18 protein-coding genes and 4 pseudogenes are annotated in these 23,247 nt (G+C 54.0%); 15 read left to right on the top strand and 7 right to left on the bottom strand.

Annotated elements, in window-relative coordinates:
- Positions 1 to 1,107: 1,107 nt before the first annotated feature.
- From BFL40_RS12105 to BFL40_RS12055, 11 genes and pseudogenes are all read left to right on the top strand, one after another.
- On the top strand, positions 1,108 to 1,848 hold the full coding sequence (locus BFL40_RS12105) for a pilus assembly protein (protein ID WP_071484203.1): 741 nt from the start codon (positions 1,108 to 1,110) through the stop codon (positions 1,846 to 1,848).
- A 74-nt stretch (positions 1,849 to 1,922) separates the two neighbouring features.
- Positions 1,923 to 2,432, top strand: a complete 510-nt coding sequence (locus BFL40_RS12100; RefSeq protein ID WP_083374526.1) for a CS1 type fimbrial major subunit — start codon at positions 1,923 to 1,925, stop codon at positions 2,430 to 2,432.
- 554 nt (positions 2,433 to 2,986) lie between these two features.
- Entirely contained in the window at positions 2,987 to 3,610 is a 624-nt protein-coding gene (locus BFL40_RS12095) for a response regulator transcription factor (RefSeq protein ID WP_071484202.1), read from the top strand.
- A 6-nt stretch (positions 3,611 to 3,616) separates the two neighbouring features.
- Entirely contained in the window at positions 3,617 to 7,264 is a 3,648-nt protein-coding gene (locus BFL40_RS12090) for a transporter substrate-binding domain-containing protein (protein ID WP_071484201.1), read from the top strand.
- Between the two features lie 140 nt (positions 7,265 to 7,404).
- Complete coding sequence (locus tag BFL40_RS12085) at positions 7,405 to 8,610, top strand: EAL domain-containing response regulator (RefSeq protein WP_074851420.1); 1,206 nt, start codon at positions 7,405 to 7,407, stop codon at positions 8,608 to 8,610.
- Positions 8,611 to 8,689: 79 nt separating this feature from the next.
- Positions 8,690 to 9,049 (top strand): hypothetical protein, encoded by a 360-nt coding sequence (locus BFL40_RS12080; protein ID WP_139213474.1) that lies wholly within the window; start codon positions 8,690 to 8,692, stop codon positions 9,047 to 9,049.
- Positions 9,050 to 9,181: 132 nt separating this feature from the next.
- A complete protein-coding gene (locus BFL40_RS12075) occupies positions 9,182 to 9,700 on the top strand; it encodes an SgcJ/EcaC family oxidoreductase (protein WP_071484199.1) in 519 nt (172 codons plus the stop codon).
- A 128-nt stretch (positions 9,701 to 9,828) separates the two neighbouring features.
- Entirely contained in the window at positions 9,829 to 10,248 is a 420-nt protein-coding gene (locus BFL40_RS12070) for a hypothetical protein (RefSeq protein ID WP_071484198.1), read from the top strand.
- Between the two features lie 75 nt (positions 10,249 to 10,323).
- Entirely contained in the window at positions 10,324 to 11,313 is a 990-nt protein-coding gene (locus BFL40_RS12065; RefSeq protein WP_083374527.1) for a ShlB/FhaC/HecB family hemolysin secretion/activation protein, read from the top strand.
- A 2-nt stretch (positions 11,314 to 11,315) separates the two neighbouring features.
- A complete protein-coding gene (locus BFL40_RS12060; RefSeq protein ID WP_071484197.1) occupies positions 11,316 to 12,656 on the top strand; it encodes a TolC family outer membrane protein in 1,341 nt (446 codons plus the stop codon).
- A 385-nt stretch (positions 12,657 to 13,041) separates the two neighbouring features.
- A pseudogene (locus tag BFL40_RS12055) lies at positions 13,042 to 13,942 on the top strand (IS5 family transposase); the annotation flags it as partial.
- An 823-nt stretch (positions 13,943 to 14,765) separates the two neighbouring features.
- Here BFL40_RS12055 and BFL40_RS12050 read toward each other — a convergent pair.
- Positions 14,766 to 15,197: pseudogene (locus tag BFL40_RS12050) on the bottom strand (LysR family transcriptional regulator); the annotation flags it as partial.
- A gap of 164 nt (positions 15,198 to 15,361) precedes the next feature.
- Between BFL40_RS12050 and BFL40_RS12045 the strand changes: the two are divergent.
- Positions 15,362 to 16,372 (top strand): zinc-dependent alcohol dehydrogenase family protein, encoded by a 1,011-nt coding sequence (locus tag BFL40_RS12045; protein ID WP_071484196.1) that lies wholly within the window; start codon positions 15,362 to 15,364, stop codon positions 16,370 to 16,372.
- Between the two features lie 215 nt (positions 16,373 to 16,587).
- Here the strand turns inward: BFL40_RS12045 and BFL40_RS34455 are convergent, their stop codons facing one another.
- Positions 16,588 to 16,716: a N,N-dimethylformamidase beta subunit family domain-containing protein gene (locus BFL40_RS34455; protein WP_369679253.1), complete on the bottom strand. Its 129-nt coding sequence runs from the start codon at positions 16,714 to 16,716 to the stop codon at positions 16,588 to 16,590.
- Between the two features lie 29 nt (positions 16,717 to 16,745).
- Here BFL40_RS34455 and BFL40_RS32910 point away from each other — a divergent pair.
- Positions 16,746 to 17,171, top strand: a pseudogene (locus tag BFL40_RS32910) (helix-turn-helix transcriptional regulator); the annotation flags it as partial.
- Between the two features lie 37 nt (positions 17,172 to 17,208).
- Here the strand turns inward: BFL40_RS32910 and BFL40_RS12035 are convergent.
- The 5 genes and pseudogenes from BFL40_RS12035 to BFL40_RS12015 all read right to left on the bottom strand — a co-directional run bounded on the left by BFL40_RS12035 (position 17,209) and on the right by BFL40_RS12015 (position 21,638).
- Positions 17,209 to 17,970, bottom strand: coding sequence for an SDR family oxidoreductase (locus BFL40_RS12035; RefSeq protein WP_071484194.1), 762 nt, complete (start codon positions 17,968 to 17,970; stop codon positions 17,209 to 17,211).
- Positions 17,971 to 17,999: 29 nt separating this feature from the next.
- On the bottom strand, positions 18,000 to 18,827 hold the full coding sequence (locus BFL40_RS12030) for an EamA family transporter (RefSeq protein ID WP_071484193.1): 828 nt from the start codon (positions 18,825 to 18,827) through the stop codon (positions 18,000 to 18,002).
- 80 nt (positions 18,828 to 18,907) lie between these two features.
- Positions 18,908 to 19,807 carry a transcriptional regulator GcvA gene (gene gcvA, locus BFL40_RS12025; RefSeq protein WP_071484192.1) on the bottom strand — a complete coding sequence of 300 codons (900 nt, stop codon included), beginning with the start codon at positions 19,805 to 19,807 and terminating at the stop codon, positions 18,908 to 18,910.
- Between the two features lie 186 nt (positions 19,808 to 19,993).
- Positions 19,994 to 20,595: pseudogene (locus BFL40_RS12020) on the bottom strand (tyrosine-type recombinase/integrase).
- Positions 20,596 to 20,711: 116 nt separating this feature from the next.
- Positions 20,712 to 21,638, bottom strand: coding sequence for a universal stress protein (locus BFL40_RS12015; protein ID WP_071484191.1), 927 nt, complete (start codon positions 21,636 to 21,638; stop codon positions 20,712 to 20,714).
- A gap of 259 nt (positions 21,639 to 21,897) precedes the next feature.
- Here BFL40_RS12015 and BFL40_RS12010 point away from each other — a divergent pair, with 259 nt between their 5' ends.
- Both BFL40_RS12010 and BFL40_RS12005 read left to right on the top strand, forming a co-directional pair.
- Positions 21,898 to 22,971, top strand: coding sequence for an NAD(P)-dependent alcohol dehydrogenase (locus BFL40_RS12010; protein WP_071484213.1), 1,074 nt, complete (start codon positions 21,898 to 21,900; stop codon positions 22,969 to 22,971).
- A gap of 35 nt (positions 22,972 to 23,006) precedes the next feature.
- Positions 23,007 to 23,222: a hypothetical protein gene (locus tag BFL40_RS12005; protein WP_071484190.1), complete on the top strand. Its 216-nt coding sequence runs from the start codon at positions 23,007 to 23,009 to the stop codon at positions 23,220 to 23,222.
- The last annotated feature ends 25 nt before the right edge of the window (positions 23,223 to 23,247 follow it).

Here is a 23,247-nt window from a genome sequence, read left to right as displayed (position 1 = left end):
CTTCCAGTCAAACTATTTGCAGAGATCTACGGAGTAGAGCGGTAAATTTTTTTGCTACTACGCAACTGGAGTATCTCGAGTCTTCTAATAACCAGGGGAGTATCCAGAATTCGCCCGATCCGTTGATATTTAAAGCTCCGTTTTTATCACGGCGTTTAACGGTTACTGAGGTAGGAGGGGGCGACAGTCAAAGTTTTGACTTTAAAATTACGGGTATGGGGGCGACGGTGGTTTTTGTAGGAGGCTCAAACTCGTCGACAGACTGGGCTGGTAATTGGTTTGAACGCGGTTTAAGGCGGTGTACACAGTCTGCAGCATCCATATTAAATAACACCTATTCATTTTTTTGGACGTTCAGTTCCAATATGTCTTGCTCTTCTGGGATCCCCTCGACAAGCACGCGGTTTAATATTTTTAGGCCTGTGTTTACATACGAGTTGGTGGCTGAAAATCCGTTATACATTAAGCCTGGAACATATCGGGGAAGTCTTACCTATACCGTAGGAGCTACCAATTCTGATATAATAATGGGTCGCAGTATAATGGAGGGGAGGGCGCTAGTACCTGATCCCATTCTAACGATTAATTTTACACTAAATGTAAGGCCTGTTTTTCGGGTTGATATCCCCTCGGGTGGAAATAGAGTTGAACTACAACCTTTGGAGGGCTGGCAGTCTTGGCTGGCAAGCGGGCGCAGCCCCTCAAAATTATCGAAAAATCAGACATTTAACGTCTGGAGCACGTCACCTTTTACCATAAGGTTGGAGTGTGCAAGGCAAGTTCAGGGTAAATGTGCGTTGCAAAAAAATGGCACGTCACGCCATTTGGTACCTTTTAATGTAGGTGTCAGTTTACCGTCTCATTTTGTCGATGGGGCGCGGTCAAGAGTTGTGAAGAGAGAATTAAGTCCAAGGCTAGCGAGCGCCGAAACATTTACTCCTACTCAATTTATAGAGCGGGCTCCTGCAATGCTACATTTTGAAGTCGAAAGAGAGCACGTTTCTGAAATGTTAAACAATGCAGGAAGTCTGTATAGCGGGGCGGTGACGGTTGTTTGGGAAACCACAATTTAATTTTAGAGCAACAGTTCAATAGCTAGGATGAATGATGAAAAATATCTTTTTATTGTTGTGTGCATGTTTCTTTGCAGGCGTCGCACATGCTGGTCCTCAGATTAATGTTGGTACAATGTATGACTATCTTGACGGGGATAAAGGTTCTTTTTTGAAGCGCGTATTCAACGGAGGAGATAGCACCGCGTTCGTCAAGATCAATGTGCTGGAAATAGTTTACAACTCAGATGGAGTGCCTGAGGAAGTCCCCTTGAAAAGTCAGAGTGAATTGTCGACCCGTGACGGTCTGATGGCCAGTCCCGCGCGGTTGATAGTGCCGGCCAATGGTATGCAGGGTGCACGTCTGTTGTTTATGGGGCCGCGGGATAAAGAGCGTTACTTTCGAGTCCGTTTCGTACCGGTGATTCCTGAGAAGGAAGATCAGTTCGCTGTTCCGGAAGAAGAGCGCCAAAATTATGAGAAAACGTTAAGCGCCGGCGTCAATGTGCTCGCTGGGTATGGCACCATTTTTTTTGTAAGACCGGGCAATACTCAGTTCAATACCAAAACCAGCAGCGATGGCATCAATTACGTAATGCGTAATGAAGGCAATAGTGTGGTAATTGTCGACGAGTTTGAAGACTGCCCAATAGGTAAAGATGTTGAGTGCAAAGCAACTACAAAACATCATATATTGCCCGGCAGAAGCTTTCAGTTTGACAAGCAGGCGGGGCGCGAATATCGATTTAATTTGATCGAGGGCGCGACGAAGAAGGCGGTAGCCATCAAAGGCTAGTCCGGGATGACTAGTGTGAAATTACAATGTCACGGCTAACATAAGGGTCGCCTGATATCCAAGAGGGGGAGGGCATGAATAAGTTACGAAAAGCTGCATTTATTTCCAGCTGCATAGGGTTAATAGCTCTCTACAGCGTCACTACTAGAGCGTTGACGGAGCGGCAAACATTTGAAGTGTTCGTGAGAGTTCCAACCGTCGATTTTCATGTGTTGCCTGTTGAGCCACAGTTGTTGACTCATCAGCAAACGCTGGAGTGGGACGTATCGAGGAGAGTGTTGCGACCCTTAATCGCCTATTTTGACGTTAGGAGCAGTGCAGGGGCGGTCAATGCGCATCTAGCCGCGGCACCTGTCATGGCGGGAGCAACAAGTAACTTCGGCTTGGAGGTACGTTTTAACGGTAATACCTTGGCTCCAACGGTGACCAGGGCGGTGGAGGTGCTCAATGAGCGAGAGGCGGGAGTTGGAAAGCGAGTCACGTTGGAAATTCTGCCAATACCGCCCACCAACGGTTATTCTCCTGGTCTTTATTATGGGAATGTCAAAATTGTATTTGACGCTGTGATTAGTGAAGGAACGTGAGGTTTACTAAGCTGAGGGCCATTGGGTGTTTTGCCAGCATTCAAATAAAAGTTGCAGTATTATTTTTAGTGAGTTGCTTTGCTAGCCCGGTGTTGGCTGAGGGGTTAAATAGGCTTGGTGTGTTCAGGGCGCTCTTTGATATACGAAAGGAGCGTTTGGTGATGCCCTTCTCCCAGTCATTAATTTTAATCCGGTTATTCAGTATTTGCCGTTTAAAGTTGTTGTAACGCTACCGAGCAACTTTACCGATCAGTCTGGAGATAGATTGCCAATTGAGCACTCAGTCTCAATTCAATTATATCTGATGTTTTCATGCACAATGCCTATCGTGAGTGCTTGCCGAGCAGCTTGCAATTCGATGTGCAAAAAGAATCGGTGGAGGAAGTCGCCAGTCATCCGAGGAGTCATAACCGTGGTACGGTCACTGTTGTGCGGGACTCCGTATTTTAGTTTTTATAGGCATGAGGTACTGTGCAAGAGCACTGCTATATTTGTTTAAACGGCTTCACTCAAGGGGCGTGCAAATGTTCACACCCCATCATCGAGATTTCCACATGAAAGCATTGGTAGTCGACGACCATCCGTTTATTCGCACTGCGATCACGTTACAACTGGAAAAAGAGGGCCTCGAGGTCGTTGGCGCTGCCGGCGACGGTATCGAGGCGGTTCATCTGGCCAAGACGCTCCAGCCGGACCTAATGGTGCTGGACATCGCGCTTCCGATGTTGGACGGTCTTGAAGTGATAAACCGTATCAGCATCTTGGGCTTACCCACGAGGATTCTTGTCCTGACGTCGCTGAACGCCGAGTTTTATTCGGCGCGCTGTATGAAGGCCGGTGCGGCGGGGTACCTAGGTAAAACCGGAGACGAGGTCGATTTAAGCCGTGCGGTAAAAGCCATCATGTCGGGTTATACCTTTTTTCCTAATCTGACGATGAGTACGGTGCGCCGGGATGACTCAGGTGCGAGTGACCTGAGTTTGATCCAGAAGCTATCAGATCGTGAGCTGTCGATCCTGCAGCAACTGTCTCGAGGCATGAGTAATAAGGAAATTGGCGAAGCAATGTTAATCAGTAGCAAGACTGTCAGTACTTACAAAGCACGGCTGATCGAGAAGCTCAGAGTCAAATCTCTGGTTTATCTCGCCGACTTTGCTCGTCGCAATCATCTGATCTGACGTCTGATGAGCAACCGTGCGTGGATACTCTTGCTGCTGTGCTGCCAGGCTTTATCGGCCGCCAAAGTGTTTGCAGCAGCCGAGCCTTACAAAGTGTTCGGCCGTTCCAGTGCCCAGGAATTGAACGTCAGTTTGGATGAAGCGGATTGGCGCTGGTTGCGGACGAAGGGGGTGTTGCGGCTAGGTATTTCCGCACCGGACTCCGCGCCTTTGGATATAACCTCGGAGGATGGTTATTACGAAGGCCTGACCGCCGACTATGTTGGCATGCTGTCTGAGTTGCTTAGTATTCGGATCGATGCGCTGCGTTATGACTCCCGGGCTGAAGCCATCGAAGCGCTCAAGCAAGGCAAGATCGATTTGCTTGGCTCCTCTACTGGATTTGAGTCGGCAGACTCGGAGCTGGCGTTGTCGCGTCCTTATAGCGATAGCCAATCCTTGCTGGTCGTCAGTAGTTCATCCAGTAATGATCCCCTTGAGGCGCCACTCACCGGAAAACGCCTTGCCATGTATGACCACTTCTTGCCCGCGGAGATGGTCAAAGCGCTCTACTCAGGTGCGGTCCTCCAATTTTACACCTCGGAGCTACAAGCTTTGGGTGCCGTGGCGTTTGGGCAGGCAGACGTGTTCTTGGGCGATTCAATTACCACCAGTTACCTAATTAACAAGTATTATCCGGGCCATGCTCAAATCAATAGCTTCGCTCACATACCATACGATGACGTGGCATTTGTGTTGCGCCTTGATAGTGGTCCGCTATTGCACATCGTCGACAAGGCGTTGGCGGCCATTCCATCCTGGAAGCACCTGACTATCGAGCGGCGCTGGAACGTCGGCGCAATCTCTTTGCCTTGGGCGCGAATCCCTGACCTCAGCCCTAGGGAGCAACGCTGGCTGGAAGCCCATTCCCTGTTGAAAGTCGGAGTGCTGGATGATTATCCGCCGCTGTCTTTTTTTGACTCGAATGGGCAATACCAAGGTATTACCGCGGAGGTGTTGGACAAGATCCGTGAAGCCACAGGATTGCATTTCGAGATTGTGCGGCTGCGCAACATCGACGAACTGAGTGAGGCGCTCAAACGCAGGCGGGTAGACGTGTTGGCTGGCTTCAACCGAACTGCCGTCCACACGGAGGACTTTCGTTTCAGCCGTGCCTACTTTGCCAGCGCATTAGCCTTAGTCACGAAGGCGTCACGTAACGACATCTCCGGCCTGGTGGACATGGCAGGTAAGAGGCTCGCTATCCGCCAGGCTCACCTTGAGCGTGACTACCTCATACGTAACTATCCCGGTATCCAGTTGCTTGAAGTGCCGTCTGGGGCGCGTGCAATTTCGTTGGTAATGGAGGGAAAGGCTGACGCTTCGCTCAATACCCTGATGCACGCCAACTACCTGAGTCGCAAGACCTCCCCCTCTCAGCTCAAAGTGGTGGGTACCGTGGGCGATGCGACGGCACAATATGCTTTTGCCGTGAATCATGGTTCGGTTGAGATGTACTCGATCCTGAACAAGGCGTTGATGACCATATCGCCAGAAGATTTTGACCGTATAACCAACCGCTGGCACTACGAGGTCACTATTGACGAGTCCACTTGGCGGCGGAACAAGACTGCCATCATTCAGGGTTTTATCGCAGCCGCGTTGTTGTTGCTGTTGGCTTTGTACTGGATTGTCTATCAGCGCAAATCGATTCAGCGGCGCGATCGTGCCGAACGTGCCTTGAGCGAACAGATGGAGTTCATGCGGGTGATGATCGATGGTACGCCGCACCCAATCTACGTCGGCGATCGTGAGGGGCAATTGTTGATGTGCAACGCGGACTATCTAAAGGCCATTAGGCTGGATTTGGCGGACGTAATCGGTAAACCGGTTTCCTTGGGGATTTTGGGCTGGGATCAGACGCTGTCCTATAACCAAGCCTACGCGAGTGTCGTCGAGATGGGCCAACCGATACTTGAGGATTGTGTAGTGCGGGTGCCTGGCGATAGACATTTCACCGCTCAGCATTGGTTGGTGCCATTTTATGCCCGGGATGGCCAAATCAGGGGTGTAATTGCCGGTTGGGTGGATATTGGGGAGCGTTTCCGCCTTGTGAGACAGTTGCAGGAAGCTAAAGACGAAGCCGACCGCGCCAACCGTGCGAAAACCTCGTTTTTGGCAACGATGAGCCACGAGATACGTACCCCAATGAACGCGGTAATCGGCATGCTTGAGTTGGCACTTAAGCGTGCAGACAAGGGGGTGCTCGACCGCTTTTCCATTGAGGTCGCTTCGCGCTCGGCTCATGGTTTGCTTGAGTTAATCGGCGACATACTTGATGTCGTCAAGATCGAGTCGGGCAAGCTGATACTTTCGCCGCAACGCTCCAACCTGCGAGCCCTGGTAGAGTCGGTGGTGCAAGTATTCGATGGTGTCGCGCGCCAGAAGGGGTTGCAGCTGGTACTGGAGTTCGATGCCCAAGCCAGTGGTGATGTGCTGGTTGATCCGCTGCATTTCAAACAGATTATTTCTAACCTGTTGAGCAATGCCATCAAATTTACCTCCCAGGGTTATGTTCGCCTGACCTTGAGTGTCCTCCCCTCTACCGACGAAGGCCGTCTGTCTCTCAAGGTAATCGTCAAAGACACTGGCTTGGGTATTTCTGAGGAAAACCAAAAAGAACTGTTCAAACCGTTCAGCCAGGTGAAAGGCGGGGAGCAAGCGATACACCGAGGTTCTGGTCTGGGTCTTCTGATCAGTCGCACCCTGTGCGTCATGATGCAGGGCCAACTGAGCTTGAGTAGCGTGGTAGGGGAAGGTACCCAGGTTGAGGTGCTGCTGAACCTGATGAAACTGGCGCCCTTGCCTGCACAGACGGCCATGCCGGAGGTCGAAGCCGAAGGTAGCCCACTGCGCGTGTTGGTGGTTGATGATTATCCGGCCAATCTCATCCTGCTTTCCCAGCAACTCAGCTATCTAGGCCATACGGTCATTGAAGCCGAGGATGGCGAAAAAGGCTGGCATACGTGGGTTGAAGGCGAATTCGACGTGGTGATCACAGACTGCAACATGCCTCGAATGACCGGCTATGAGCTGGCAAGAATGATCCGTGACCAAGAGCAGCAACACGCTTCTTCGCCATGCCTGATCTTGGGTTTTACCGCCAATGCTCAAGAGGATGAGAAGCGTCGTTGCCTGGAGGCGGGTATGGATGACTGCCTGTTCAAACCAACCAGCCTCGCCGACTTGCACTCCAGGTTGCGCCTGATCGAGTCCAGCTATGAGGCATCACCTATCCGTATGGTCAGTGGGTTTGACTCCATCAATCTAAGCGGCCTCGATCAATTGACGGGGGGAGACAGGGTCTCAATATACAGGCTTCTGAACGACCTCGCAGCGAGTAACGAGGAAGACTCGCTGCGCCTGGTCAAACTCTTCGGTGAGCTGGACCGCGATGGATTGGCTGAATTAGCCCATCGCATTAAAGGGGCGGCAAAAATCATCAAGTCCGAACGGTTGATCTGGTGTTGCGAGCAGCTGGAACTCGCCTGCAAAAGTGAAAATGAAGCGCTCCTTGTGCAATCAGTCGATGACTTGCAGCAGACCATGGAGCAGTTGACGGGCGTTCTTGAGGGCTACCTAGAGAAGCTTGACGCAGGGGACGAGCTCGGCTGAGTGCTCCAAAAAAACACTGATCTTGTAGGGCATTTCCTATTCTCGTTCTGAAAAAACCACACCTTCTTACAGCTCCGTCTGACTGAGTCGCTCACGCAAAACGCCGACACTGGCGCCATGCACCCAATCGTGAGCGTGTCATGTATAGCCAGCCCATTACTCTCCTTGTCCTCGAAGAGCATGCCTTTCAGCGGTCCATTGCGCTGTTGCTGCTGGAGCAGCTTGGCGACTTCAATGTGTTGAGTGCCTCAAGCATTAAGCAGGCGTTGAACATTCTTCAAGGCGGGCAGCGAGTCGACATTCTGCTCTGCGATCTGCGGATGGACAGCATTGAAAGCCTGCTGTTTTTACGGCAAGCAGGGCAAAGCCACCACGTACGCTCGCTTATTCTCACCAGCGCCCTGGACAATGATGTGCAGCAGGCGGTGGAAGCACTTGTGCCGCAATTGGGGATGGCATTGCTGGGGACGTTGGCCAAACCGCTACAGCGTGAAGCTTTGTCCCAATTGTTGGCGAGCTACAAGTGTCAGTCCGCTCTTGTCTCCAGTTCCTCTTTTAATGCACTGGCCAGCGAGCTTGAGGTCAGGAGAGCATTGGCCGAAAGGCATATCCAGCCGTTTTTTCAACCCAAGTTCAATCTGTTGAGTAATGACGTCGAAGGCGTCGAGGTTTTGGCCCGTTGGTGCCACCCGCAGCGAGGGGTTCTGTCTCCGGCGATTTTCATGCCGGTCATTGAGCGTTGCGGGCTTTTGAATGACTTGCTGTTCTCCCAGTTACATCACGGTCTTGAGCTCCAGAAAAAACTCAAAGGTATAGGTCAGACACTGACGTTCGCCTACAACCTGGAAGTTGAACAGTTAACGGACACCCGATTGATCTCTAGGTTGGTGGCAGTGTTCAAGAGTCATGAGATGTCAGCATCCTGGAGCACATTTGAACTGACCGAACGTGGCGCGCTTGAGCCCGGCTCGATGCACCAAGAAAACCTAGTGGGTATCAGAATGTTGGGCTGCCAATTGTCTATTGATGACTTCGGCACCGGCTTTTCGAATCTGCAACGCTTATGTCAGGGGCCGTTCAATGAAATCAAATTGGACGCCAGCCTAGTTAAGGGCGTGGTACGCGATGCCCGCTGCAGAGCCGTCATCAAAGGCGTCATAGACCTTGGGCGTTCGCTGGGTGTCAGCGTGGTTTTAGAAGGTATCGAATCCGAAGCTCAGCGGCAGGCATTGATCGAGTTAGGCGGCACCATCGGACAAGGTTTTTTGTATGCCAAGCCGATGAGTGCCAGCGATCTCGTGGAGTGGGTTGGCGCCAGGAACTATTCAAAAGTGAATGGGCTGTAGCTCCCCGCTATTTAACCTTCAACTTAACCGGTGCCATGGGAGGTGGCTGGGCTTTATGGCAAACAAACGACTGCGAATCATGATTCTTGAGCGCAATCATTTACAGCGCTTGTACATCGAGAAGATGCTCAATGAATTGGGTTATTACCGCATTGCGATGATGCGATCGACCACAGAAGTTTTTTCGGTGCTGCGTCACGCTATTGAGGCGTTTGACTTAGTGATCGCCAATCGCACTCTAGTGACGGATGCGTTACCCGATTTCACACCGGTGTGCAAAGGCCATCCTCAGGTGCGGCATGTATTGATCTACGACTGCTCCGCGTCGGTTTTTTCGACTGAGCTAAGCGGCGCGGAGGGCGGCAGTTATACGTCACTACCCCATCCGCCGGATAGTCACTCTATTCGCAACTTGATGGAGCAGGTGGAGCGCTCTTAATGCGCGAAATAAATTTGTAATTTTGGCGGCGCTGTAATGGTGTGGTGTTTCTTTTTATTTGGAAGCTAAGTTGTTCTGGGTAAGCGCTGCAATTGTAAGTCTCTAATTAATAGACGATCTAGGGGTAATGTTATGAAGTTAAAATCTGGCTTGCTTGTACTAAGTCTGTTGTTGGTTGGCCCATTAGCCAGCGCCGCTGAGACGGCGGGTTTTGTCTATAAGGGAGCTGCCGAAGCTCCGGCGAGTGTGGAGGATCGTGAAATTGCAGGACTGTTCGACCGCTGGAACAGCGCATTGCAGACGGGGGATGCGAACAAGGTAGTCGAGTTGTACGCCTCGAACGCCGTTCTGCAGCCGACGGTATCTAATAAAGTTCGCACGAGCCCTGCCGAGATTAAGGAATATTTTGAACATTTTTTGCCAATGAAACCTATTGGAAAAATCAACTTTCGAGAAATTCGTAAGCTTGGTGAAAATGTGTCCATGGACAGCGGCGTGTATACGTTCACGTTAGCTGATAAAGAAGGTAAAACTAGTCAAGTACAGGCGAGATACACATTTGTGTACGAGAAAGTGAAGGGAGAGTGGAAAATCCTCAATCATCATTCTTCGGCCATGCCGGAAAAGCAGGAAAAAGTTGTAGAAAAGTAATCGGGTAGTTTGATTTCCCCTCTAAGCGCCTGGCGATTATCTTTTGTCCTGAGCGCTTAGAGTTTTCATTCTTAAGAGTATTTTTCTTCTACTATCTGCGCTTTTAAATAACGCCAGGCAATCGCAGTATGATCAATCTAAAGCGGGTTCGCCAATCACAGGCCTCTAATGTTAGTGAGAAGTCATGTGCTTCGTTGGAAGAGGATATTTTGGCGCTTAAATTTGAAGTTGGTTTTTGTCTTTCGGAGATTAAAGAGTACGAAGGTCGCTGGTCCAAGTTTCAGCTGTTATGGCCCGGTGCTTTATTAATCTTGTATGTGTTGGCTGTTGCGGCATCGTTATGGACTGGCGGACATTGGCATTGGGTCGTGGTCGTGGCAATAGGGGGAGCGTTGTCATTGATTGACGTCGTGATTGAAGAAAAACAAAGCAGGCGAATTCGATCTTTTTATGATGCTGTCCGGGTGTGGCGCAGCGCGGAGAGGCACTTGCGCAATGCAAGGATCTCAACCTTGGCTCGGTCGATAGAGCGGGAAGAGCGTGAGTAAAGCTATTCCGCAATCTTGTGCATTCATTGGCAGCGTTTCGGTTAACTCAGCAAAACATGTATGAATGGAGGCGGCATGTCGGCATTTCACCTCGGGATGAGATCGTTTCACATTGTATTGCTGGGTTCGCTGGGTTTATTTACTCCTGCCATGGCCGCACCTGTTCCCTCGCCTGGAGATCAGGATCTGATCCGCGACCGGCAGGACCGTTTGTTGGAAGAACAGCAGCGCCGCCTTGAAGAGCTCAGGGACTTGCCCGGCAAAGGAGCAAAACCAGTTGCCCCCGTGGCGCCAGTAGATACCCGTTGTTTCCCCATCAAAGACATCGGAATTAAAGGCACCGACAGTCTTTCTCTTCCTGACCGTGATCGCTTACTTGAACCCTATATCGGTGGGTGCCTGGGCACATCGCAACTCAATCAACTGCTCAAAGTTATTACCGATAACTACATCGACAGAGGTCTGGTGACCAGCCGCGCCTACTTGCCGCAACAGGACCTGTCCAACGGGCAACTGCAGGTGCTGGTAGTGGAGGGCAAACTCGAAGCGCTTCAGGGCGCCGAGCATAGCAAACTGTCGGATCGCGAACTGGCCATGGCCTTTCCTGGCAAAAACGGCGAGCTGTTGAACCTGCGAGAAATCGAGCAAGCCATTGATCAGCTAAACCGCTTGCCATCCAACCAGGCGCAGTTAGAGATTGTGCCAGGCGATGCCGTGGGTGGCAGTTCGGTGCTGGTGAAAAACACCCCGCAGAAGCCTTGGCGTGCCAGCCTGTCGCGTCACAACGATGGCCAGAAAACCACCGGTGAGCAGCAGTGGGGCGCTGGTTTTGAGTGGGACAGCCCGCTGGGTCTGGCCGATCAGATGCTCGATGAAAAAACCGGTCAGCCGTATTACGTGCTGCGCACCACGGTCAGCGAAGACGCGCTGGCCAAACTCCACGGCCTGGTGATCAAGCCGGGCATGCCCGCCGAGATGTTCGTGCGCACCGGCGAGCGCTCGTTGCTCAACTATTTGTTCAAGCCGCTGCTCGATCGCGCCGGCTCCGCGTTGACTGAGGAATGAGCATGAAGTCAGTGTTCATTGCTCTGCTGTTGGTGTGTGGCGGTGCCCAGGCGGCCATGGGCCCGTTTGATGTGTACGAGCAAGCCTTGCGCAACGATCCGGTGTTCCTGGGGGCCATCAAGGAACGCGACGCCGGCCTGGAAAACCGCACCATCGGCCGCGCCGGCCTGTTGCCGCGGCTGTCTTACAACTACAACAAGGGTCGCAACAAATCCGAAGCACACCTGCCGGACGGGCGCGGTGGCAGCTATCGGGATGACCGTAACTACAACAGCTACGGCTCGACCTTCAGCCTGCAACAGCCGCTGTTCGACTACGAAGCCTATGCCAACTACCGCAAGGGCGTGGCGCAGGCGCTGTTTGCCGATGAAAGCTTTCGCGACAAGAGCCAGGCCTTGCTGGTGCGGGTGTTGAGCTATTACACCCAGGCGCTGTTTGCCCAGGACCAGATCGACATCGCCCGCGCCAAAAAGAAGGCCTACGAGCAGCAATTCCAGCAAAACCAGCACCTGTTCCAGCAGGGCGAGGGCACGCGCACCGATATTCTGGAAGCCGAATCGCGCTATGAACTGGCCACCGCCGAAGAGATCCAGGCGCTGGATGAGCAGGATGCGTCCTTGCGGGAATTGGGCGCGTTGATTGGCGTGCAAAGCGTCAACATCAATGACTTGGCGCCCCTGAACCAGAGCTTTGCCGCGTTTACCCTGAGCCCGGCCAATTACGACACCTGGCACGAGCTGGCGATCAGCAACAACCCGACGCTAGCGTCCCAGCGTCAGGCCGTTGAAATCGCCCGCTATGAAGTCGAGCGCAACCGCTCCGGGCACTTGCCCAAGGTCACCGCCTACGCCAGCTCGCGCAAACAAGAGTCGGACAGCGGCAACACCTACAACCAGCGTTACGACACCAACACCATCGGCATCGAGGTCAGCATGGCGCTGTATGCCGGCGGCGGCATTTCGGCGTCCACCCGCCAGGCCAGCCGTGGCATGGAGCAGGCCGAGTACGAGCTGGAAGGCAAGACCCGCGAAACCCTGATCGAACTGCGCCGTCAGTTCAGCGCTTGTCTGTCGGGCGTGAGCAAGCTGCGTGCCTACCAAAAGGCCCTGACGTCCGCCGAAGCGCTGGTGGTGTCGACCAAGCAAAGTATCCTCGGCGGCGAGCGAGTCAACCTCGACGCGTTGAACGCCGAGCAGCAGTTGTACAGCACCCGCCGCGACCTGGCGCAGGCGCGGTACGACTACCTGATGGCCTGGACCAAATTGCACTACTACGCGGGCAACTTACGCGACACCGACCTGGCTAGAGTAGATGAGGCATTTTCAGTGCGGACAGCCCCTTAGGAAAATCATAATCGGCCTACTGTCAGTGACAGGTGGTGGTGCGTTTTCGTAGGGAAGTGAAGTGCAGATATTCGTAGCAGTATTGGATTGAGATGCCTTGAGGAGCACAAAATGCACCGGGTCAACACCACGACCTGGATGTCCAGTTCGACTGGTACGAGGCCATCGATAGTTTTTCAGCACTCGATTGATTTGGGGTTATAGATAGACTTTTGAACCTTTGGGTCGGGATGCATCAAGGCTCCGGGAAGGAATCACAAGCACAGCATCGCGCTCTGGTGGTGACTTTGAATGTGGGATTTATGGAGGGCTTAGGGAACTCTGAAGAAGACTTCCAAATCTGGTGAAGTACTCGCCTGACACGAACATGACAGTTGAGTCAGATCTGAAACAGATGTCCTTCGCCGATGCCGAGTACGCCGGCAAGCGTAAACAGACCCGCCGCGAGCGTTTCCTAATTGAGATGGATTAGGTCGTACGCTGGAAGGGCTTGATTGCCTTGATCGAACCGCATTATCCAAAAGGCGACGGCCGTCGTCCGGCTTACCCGTTGATGGCAGTGTTGCGGGTACATCTGATGCAGAACTGGTTCGGCTGCAGCGATCCGCCGATGGAAGAAGCCCTCTACGAGACCACGATCCTGCACCAGTTTTCGGGGCTGTACCTGCATCGGATTCCAGATGAAACTACGATCCTCAACTTCCGGTGCCTGTTGGAAAAACATGAGCTGGCCGGCGAAACTCCACAGGTCATCAACGGTTGTTCGGGAGACCGTGGCCTGATGTTGTGCGAAGTACGGTGTTCGATGCGAACGATCATTCATGCGCCGAGTTCGACCAGGAATAAAGCCGGCAAACGCGACCTCGAAATGCATCAGACGAAGAAGGGGAGCATATATTTCTTCGGGATGAAAGCGCATATCGGTGTCGATGCCGAAGTCGGGTTAAGAGCATAGCGTGGTGGGCGCTGCGGCCAATGTGGCGGATGTGACGTAGGTCGATCAGTTTCTGCATGGCGAGGAGTCGTACGTGTCTGGCGATGCCGGTTACACCGGCGTGGACAAGCGTCCCGAGCATCAAAATCGCAAGACGATCTGGTCGATTGCGGCGCGGCCCAGCAGCTACAAAAAAAACGGAAAAAAGAGTTTGATCGGTCGTCTGCGGCGCAAAATCGAATACACCAAGGCCCAGGTACGCGCCAAGGTTGAGCATCCGTTTCGGGTAATCAAGCATCAGTTTGGCTACGCGAAAGTGCGATTTCGCGGATTGATGAAAAACACCGCGCAACCGTAACCGCTCCATAACCCCCACATTCAAAGTCATCCTCTGATCCCCGATGCTGTGCTCCCGATTCCTTTCCGAAGCCAGCACTGAATCGCCCCGGATGTTTTTGAAGGTGAGCGGCCACTTTTGCCAATCGGGGTGGCATGCATTGCCAGCAATAAACATAAAAATGTTAGCGATGTAATTTGTATATAAATCAAAGAGATAATCAATAATAACTGTTAGGATCATTCAGATCAAACGGTGTCGATTGCCATAGGCATTCTGGCGTCATTGTGGTGCAAAAAACGCGTTACGAGTTGATCACCCTCTAGATGGTTCCAGAGGTGTGTATGGCTGGTGCTCGCCAAATCTCGCCTGCCGTCACCGGCACAGAGCGGCCAGAAGCTGTCGTTCCTAGATGTTCGCTAGCGGCCCAGAGTGTGTAAAAACGCTTCGCCAAAATTGAAGTGTGCGCGTCTACGTTAAATCTGAAATTTATCGGCACGTCAGCAGATGTGGATTTCGCGTAGGAGCGTGATTTTCAGTCCGGTTTTGAGTACCTGTCGCGCTCAAAAACGTTTTTACACAGCCTCGGCCAGGAGCGGACTTTTGTTTTTTCTGACGGCCGCAAAGGCTCGCATCACAGATTCGCCCACTGCGGGCAGGCGTCATCCCATTCCAAGATTGCTGCGCCAATATCCTCACTCGATGACACTCAGACGGCCCAAGTGGTTGACTGCTTTGGGTCGACCTTAGCCAGTCATGGATACGATGTGCACTGGTCAAGTCCGATGCAAACGCCTGGTCAAGTCGAATGCAAATGGGTGGTCAAGTCCATGCAATTACGCAACGCACAGTCGATACCTTCGCCAATCAGGTCGACGGCCCGGTCAGTCACGCCCAGAACCATGTTGATAGCTGGGTAGGAGGTGGTGAATTCTTTTAGGCTTTTGATGAATTCCATTTGCGCGAAAGCGGTCGGAATATCGACGCGGAGTCGGCCCGTGAGTGTTGCTCCAGATCGGTCGAACATCGAAGTCGCCGCAGAAATATCAGCCAAAATCTCCTGTACCCGCTCATAGAATCTCTCGCCCTCGGCGGTAAGGGCCACCTTTCTCGTGGTGCGCTGAAACAGGCGCACGCCCAATGACGTCTCCAGCTCCTGGATGTACCGAGTCACCTGAGGGCGGCCGATGTCCAGCGATTCGGCGGCTTTAGTAAAACTGCCGAGTTCGGCAAGCCTGGCGAAAAGTCGCATCGATTGAAGCAGTTCCATGACGCGTTCCTATCAAAACCGATTGAATCAAGAGATTGTTATCTAAGAATAGAACAATCATGTCTTTTCATACGCATTTATTACGCACAGTCAAAAGCGAAAAATACACCCAAGGCGGAACCGACTCTGGTTCGAGGCCATTGGCGTGTATTTGGAGATTCGCAATGAAAGCTTGGTTATTGAAAGATTTCGGACTCGACAACCTGCAATTGGGAGAGGTAGCGACCCCTCAGCCCAAGGCTGGCGAGTTGCTGGTAAAGGTCGGTGCTGTCTCGCTTAACTTTCGCGACAAGGCTATCGTCGACGGCATTTATGAACCGCACATGGTGCCCAAACCGTTGATCCCCGTGAGCGATGCCGCTGGCACTGTGGTAGCGATTGGTGAAAACGTCACGCGCTTTAAAGTCGGTGATCGCGTCAACTCCCATCTTTACTCACGCTGGCTGGATGGCGAGCCAGGGCCGAATGAACCCGATTACTGCTTCGGTTCGCCGTTGCCCGGCGGTTTGGCCGAATACATGATCATCCATGAAGACAGCGCCGTGGGTGCACCCGACAACATGAGCGACGAAGAGGCGGCAACACTTCCTATTGCCGCGCTCACGGCTTGGTATTCGCTGGTGGATTTTGGACAAATCCAGCCGGGCCAGACCGTATTGGTTCAAGGCACTGGAGGCGTGTCGATATTCGCCGTGCAGATCGCTACTGCGCTTGGCGCGAAGGTAATTGCAACATCGAGCAGCGACCAGAATTTGCAAACCGTGAAGGATCTGGGGGCCGTGGCGGGCATCAACTACAGAACGACACCGAACTGGGCGGAGGAAGTGCTGAAGCTGACCCAAGGCAAGGGCGTGGATCTGCTACTCGATGTGGCCGGAGGCAGCGGCATCAATCAATCGGTCGCGGCGACCAAGGCGTCGGGGCGTATTGCGCAGATCGGTTTTCTCACAGGGCAGACCGTTGAACTCAATCTGATGCCACTTATCTTTCGCCAGACGACCATTCGCGGTATTGCTGTAGCGCCGCGCTCATCGTTCGACCGGATGAATACGTTCCTCAACGAATACAAGATTCGTCCCGTGATCGACCAGGTATATCCGTTCGAGAAAGTACGTGAAGCTTACGAGCATCTCGCGAGGGGAGCATTTGGAAAAGTAGTGATCAAAGTTGCTTAGCAACGATAAGGCGCCAATTTGGCGCCTTTTTTCTCGCCTATTCCAGCAGATTCGCTACTAGAGTCAGAGCCGCAAGAATGGGATCCAAATGTCCGCTAATGGCCCAGAGTGTGTAAAAACGCCTTCGCGACCCCTTGCTATGATTTCTGAGGATTTCATCGCAGGGATCGCCCATGAAGCGCTTTATCCAAGGTGAACATCGAGGCCAAGGCACCTTACTTCCCGATACCGCCCTCCTCGACAAAGGCGTCGACATGGTCGCGCATTTCTCGCGTCCAGTACTCGTCGTGTCCGGCGAAGGCGGCGCAGGCGTAACCCTCAAGCGCATGCGGGTCGTGATGCAAATCGTCCTGGGTGAGAATATGTACCGTATATCCTCGCGCGCCTGGCCGACGTGGTGGCTGCCATGGTCGTTCGCGGCTGGGTGGAGTGCGCCTGCGGAAATGCCTCTGGCCTGGTCGCTGCCTTACTCGATCCCCGCTTGGCTGGTGCACTGCTTGCGCTCCACCAACAACCGGGCCGCGACTGGACCGTTGCGCAATTGGCAGAGCGCTGCAATACCTCACGCTCGGTCTTCGCGGACCGCTTCCAAGTGACGATTGGCATGGGCCCGCTGCGCTATGTCACCGAGCTGCGAATGCGGCTTGCAAGCCAGTGGCTGACCCTCGAAAGGCTACCGATTGAAGAAGTGGCGCGGCGTTTGGACTATACATCCCAGGCCGCTTTCAGTCGGGTATTCAAGCGCATTACGGGCAAAACACCTGGATTAAGTCGTAAGGGGCAACCCGCTGGTACTTGAAACCGAGCGCGAGGAGTCGATGATCCATACCTCTGAATCATTTACCGCCCGTTACATCCAGGAATGTACCGGTAACGAACGATGCCTCCGCGCTCGCCAACCATAGAATCGCGCGTGCCACCTCCTCAGGCTGTCCGCCTCGCCCCATAGGAATCGAGTCCTTGACACGATCGACCCGCCCCGGCTCACCGCCACTGGCATGCATTTCGGTATAGATATGTCCGGGGCGAATGCAGTTAACGCGTATGCCTTCCCGTGCGACCTCCTTTGCGAGGCCAATGGTGAAAGTCTCCAAGGCTCCCTTTGACGCCGCGTAATCGACATACTCATTGGGGCTGCCAAGGCGCGCCGACGCCGAAGACACATTGATCACCACGCCGCCCGGGCCGTTGTGACGGTAAGACATCCGCTTTACCGCCTGCTGGGCGCAGAGTATTGGCCCAATGGAATTGACCGCGAAAATGCGCTGCATCCGCTCGAAGCCGAGATCCTCCAGGCGGGATTGAGGGGCCAGCATCCCAGCGTTATTGACCAGGACGTCGATGCGTCCGAACGAGTGATCGATAGCCGCGAACAAATCAGCCACTTGTTGGGGATCCGCACTGTCAGCCCGCATCGCCAACGCTCTGCGCCCCAACGCTTCCGCATCCGCAGCCACAGCAAGCGCTGCGGCGTCGTTGGCAACGTAGCTGATCGCGACGTCATAACCTCTTGCGGCGGCCAGTCGGGCCGTTGCTGCCCCCACTCCACGACTTCCACCCGTGATTAGAATCAGCGGTGCCTGCGAAACGTTAACCATTGAACGTAGCTCCTGAGCCGTTGGCTGTATCAGCCGATGATGAGGGTACCGCTGGCGATCACAACGCACGCCAGTATCCGGCGTGCGGTGAGCGTCTCACCGAGGAACACATAGCCGATCAACGCTGCAAACAGCACGCTGGTTTCGCGCAATGCGGATACCGCGCCCAAGGGCGCTTCGTTCATGGCGTAAATGACCATTCCATAGGCGAGCAAGGAGACCAGCCCGCCGACCACAGCGGTCATTGTTCCGGGCCGGACGGAAAATAAGCTGCGGGCGTCACGTATACCGATGTAGACCAGCGACATCAAAACACCCCACAGGGCACACATCCACACGGTGTAGGCAAGCGGCGCACCAGAGAGCCTGGCGCCGATGCCGTCGACCACGCTATAGGCCGCGATAAAGCAGCCGGTTCCCAGCGCATAGGGCAGGCTGGGGCCCGACAGACTGCGCCCTCTGAAGGCCAACGAAATAATCCCGACTGACACCAGCGTAACGCCGAGTAACTCGCCAGGCGTTATGCTTTCTCCGGCAAAAACGGCTGCCCCCAAGGTGATCAGCACCGGAGACGAACCACGTGAAATCGGATAGATCTGCCCCAGGTCGCCGACTCGGTAACTGCGAACCAGAAACAGGTTGTAGCCCACATGCAGCCCCCCCGAAAGCACCGCGTAGCCCCAGCTTTCAATCGCGGGGGGCACCATGAACGCTGCGGCAACGACACTGGTGATGGCGATGGCAATGCACATCACCGTCATGGACCACAGCCGATCAGCGCCGCTACGCAGCAGCGCGTTCCAGCTGGCGTGCAGGAGCGCGGCGAAAAGCACAAGGAAGATGAGATGAATAGGCATGCGCCACTTTAGGCAATCCGGCGCCGGGGCTAAAGCGAAGTCTCCTCATCGCAGCATGAACGAATGCTCATGTCTCTCTGTTATATCTGTCGTACTTTCAGTGCCTCATTGACTAACCATTGGCGAAAGCTGGCGATGTGCGGCTGCGATTCAATGCCCTTGGGGCACACGAAGTAGTAAGCAAGCGGTGATGGAAGCGGCACATCAAACAGCCGAACCAAACGGCCATCGCTGATTTCGTTCTCGACATGCCCGCTGCGCACCAATGCAACGCCTTGGCCGAGCAAGGCCGCCTCCACCGTCATGTTGGTATCGCCAAATCTGACGCTTTCGTGAAGCGGCACATAGGCCAGCCCGACGGCTTGAAACCAAACCTCCCACTTTGGTACCAACTCGGCACCGTCCCGATTCAGCAGCGGGAAATGCAACAACTCTGCGGGGCTCTGCGGTGTCCCAACGCGCCCCAGCAGTTCGGGGCTGGCCACAGGAAATACCTGTTCTCCAAAAAGGAACTCCGAATGCAGCCCTGGGTAACTTCCCTTACCGAGCCTGATCGCAACGTCAGCCTGGCGGTGAGAGAAGTGGATGATTTTGTCGGTGGTGTCCAACGAGACCAGCAGCTCGGGGTGCTGACGAGAGAGACGCGGCAAGCGTGGCAGCAGCCATTTGAGAGCGAACGAATAGGTGGTGCTGACGCTGAGTCGAACCCTGCCTTTTTGCTCGCGCAGATCGCCCAGAGTCGCCTCAAGGCTGATGAAAAATTCCCGCACGATGGGTGCCAGCGTGGCCCCCGCTGCCGTGAGTCGTAACGCCTTGCCACGCTCAAACAACTGCACTCCCCAAAGCGCCTCCAGATGCTTGAGCTGGTGACTGACCGCGCTTTGTGTAACATGTAGCTCCTGTGCGGCTGCAGTAAATGTAGGGTGGCGGGTAGCAACTTCAAATGCGCGCAGGGTCGCGGTGGGCGGCAGGTCTCTCATAGGGGCGGTATCCAGCGAGTTCTCGAAAAAGTGCGAGCATGAACGTTAACTCATGCAGCAGCCGAATTCGCTGTAAACGTCGCATCCCTAATTGGGCAGTGGCTCAGTTGAAACTTAATGCTCCGCGATGAAGTGTCTGGTTTTGGCCGGATAGCGACATTCTAGAATCAACCGTCGCGGTGGTGGTCACACCTCGGTCTGTTCTGCCATTTCCAAAGCATCATCGACTTCGATTCCCAGGTATCTGACGGTGCTTTCAAGCTTCGTATGACCAAGCAAGAGCTGGATAGCTCTCAGATTTTTCGTCCTGCGATAGATCAGCGTTGCCTTGGTTCGCCTCAACGTGTGAGTACCGTACATGGTTGGGTCAAGGCCAATAGCCGTCACCCAAGCTTTGACGATCCGAGCATATTGCCTGGTGGATAGATGGTCTGATCCGTGCAGTCGACTCGTAAATAGGAAGTCCTCGCTGCGGAGGCACGCCTGATGCATCCAGGCCTCCAGAACCGTTCGGGTTTGCTCAGTAATTTCAAATTGCACAGGATGATGGGTTTTCTGCTGCATCACGATAGCCCGTGACCTATGTCTCGTACTCACAGCTTGGTTAAGTCACAGGCACGCAGCTTGCTGTCGATAGCCAAATTGAACAGCGCCAAATCCCTCGTCTTCTCAGCAAGCTGGAGCCTTACTCGGATGGCCCAGATATCCCTGACTCGGAGCGGAGCTTTCTGCCCAACAAGCTTCCCCTTATTCCATGGCTGATGCCGATATATAGCAATGGTGTTCATGGTGGTGTCCTCCACGTGGGTGGAGGACTAGGGTGGATCAGTCGCGCGGCACCGTTGTCGGATTCGGCCAAAAGCGGTCACTCTGATCTGGCTACATTCCGAGAAACAACTCATTTTCAGTCGGCGACATCTTCCGGCGAAATCACCCAAACACTGCAAGGCATTTTGTATAACAGGTGTTCCACGGTGCTACCGATCAACTGGCCGATCCCACGATGGACTACGCGTCCCATGACAATGACGTCAATGTCATAAGCATCCGCATAGCTGGAAAGCACCTTGGCCGGGTTACCCATAATCATGTGCTGGTTTTCCGCTGGGATGTTATTGCGCTTGGCCAGCTCACGGAAAGCATCGCCTTGTGCATCGAACAGTGCCTTGGCTGCGCTTGAAGAGAAGAACGCGGAGGCATTATTGAAACCGAACTCGGCGGCGCTGATCGAGGACAGGTCGTGGGCGTAAATAACGTCGAGTTCAGCATTACAGTGGCTCGCCAATTTTGCCGCTTCGTGCAAAATCCTGTCGTTAAGGCCTTCGTAGTGGTCATTGCGATGGAAAGGATCGACCGCAGCAACGATTCTCCGTGGAAGGGCGTTGTGCATATGACTGACAAAGTGCAGCGGCACCGGGCATTCGCGTAGCAGATGAATATCTAACGGCGTGAACATCAGGCGTGACAGGACTGACTCGTGCTCCAGAGCCTTCACCAGTGCTGTCATGGGTTGTTCCCGGAGGTGGATGAGAATCTCTTTCAGGGGGCTTTCCACCCACACCACTTCAGTGGTGACGTGCACGCCGAGTTTGCGCAGGGGGCGGGCCTGATCCTCTAGCCATTGGTGGTGGCGCTCGACATATCCCAAGCGCATCTGCTCCAGAGCTTGCTCATTGACCAGGCCAGCAGTCGCCAACCCCTCCAGATAGTCGAATGCCACGATGTGCAAGGCCGCGTCCGACGCCTTGGCCAGAGCGGCAGCGCGTTCGAAGGCCGGACTGTTTTTCATGAGGGGCGAGACAACGAGCATCAAACGTGATTGCGCAGACATGGCAAATCTCCAGTAGGCATTAGCTCAAACGCTCGCCAGTCGAACGTCCGGGCAGTGACCCTTGTGTCTAGGATGGCGCGGGCTACGATAACGGGCTTGATTTTTGTCAAAAAGACAAGTGAGAGCGCCGGTCAGAAGATGTGCGCCAGGAGCTTTGATTTACTGATTGTTGACCATTATCAATCTGCGGTTGGTTGCCCCGGCGCAGTCTCGGGTCAGTGCAGCACTCACGAACTCGATCTGCGTAGGAGAACCGATGATGGCCACCATGAAAGCCGCGATATTCGTGGAGAAGAATCGCATTGTGCTCGAGGATAAACCTATCCCCGAAGTGGGTCCGCTGGATGCTTTGATTCGCATCACCACCACGACAATCTGCGGTACCGACGTGCATATCCTTCGCGGCGAGTATCCGGTGGCCAAAGGCTTGACCATCGGTCACGAACCGGTGGGCATCATCGAACGGCTGGGCTCGCAGGTGCGCGGTTTCGTCGAAGGGCAACGCGTCATTGCTGGGGCGATTACCCCAAGTGGGCAAAGTTACGCCTGCCTGTGTGGCTGCGGCTCGCAGGATGGCCCTGACACCCGGCACGGATTCCGAGCCACTGGTGGCTGGAAATTTGGCAATATCATCGACGGTTGCCAAGCCGAATACGTGCTGGTGCCAGATGCACTGGCCAATTTGTGCCCAATCCCCGACAGTTTAAGTGATGAACAGGTGCTGATGTGCCCGGATATCATGTCCACCGGTTTCTCTGGCGCGGAGCGCGGTGAGATCAATATCGGTGACACAGTCGCCGTATTTGCCCTCGGGCCGATTGGTCTGTGCGCCGTGGCCGGGGCTCGCCTTAAGGGGGCCACCACCATCATCGGCGTCGATGCCGTGGCGCAGCGCATGAGCGTCGCCCGCCAGTTGGGCGCGACCCACGTGGTCAATTTCAAGGACGCAAATGTGGTCGAGCAGATCATGGCCCTGACCGATGGTCGGGGAGTCGATGTTTCGATCGAGGCTCTAGGCACCCAAGGTACCTTTGAGTCGGCATTGCGCGTGCTGCGCCCCGGCGGCCGGTTATCCAGTCTAGGGGTCTATTCCAGCGACCTGCGCATCCCGCTCGATGCCTTTGCCGCCGGACTCGGTGATTACAGCATCGTTACGACGCTATGCCCCGGCGGCAAAGAGCGGATGCGCCGTTTGATGGCTGTGGTGCAAAGCGCTGCCGTCGATTTGTCGCCGCTGGTGACTCACCATTTCAAGCTTGATGACATCGAGGCGGCCTATGACCTGTTTGCCAATCAGCGTGATGGCGTGATGAAAGTGGCGATAACGCCTTAAGTACCTGTGTTGTCCACCGTCTTTTGGAGGTGTTCATGAACATTGAGATCACGAAAGCACGAACACTCCCTTGCTGGGTCGTGCATTTGGATGACCTGGCCGTGAACTTCAACAGTCTGGAACAGGCGAACGCGTTCGTTGCCCAGCTTAACGTGCGAATTGCAGCGCCACATGTGTGGCCGCATGCGGGGCCGCGAGAGATTTTTGAACGCACTCTTGCGCCACGGCAGGTGGCTGCTGCGTTCAAGTGACAAATAATCGCAGGCGCAAGCCGCT

Origin of the sequence: Pseudomonas costantinii (assembly GCF_001870435.1) — a bacterium.
GTDB classification, from domain to species: domain Bacteria; phylum Pseudomonadota; class Gammaproteobacteria; order Pseudomonadales; family Pseudomonadaceae; genus Aquipseudomonas; species Aquipseudomonas costantinii.
The sequence above is the reverse complement of the archived record's forward strand: the minus strand, read 5'-3'. Positions and strand labels throughout refer to the sequence as shown.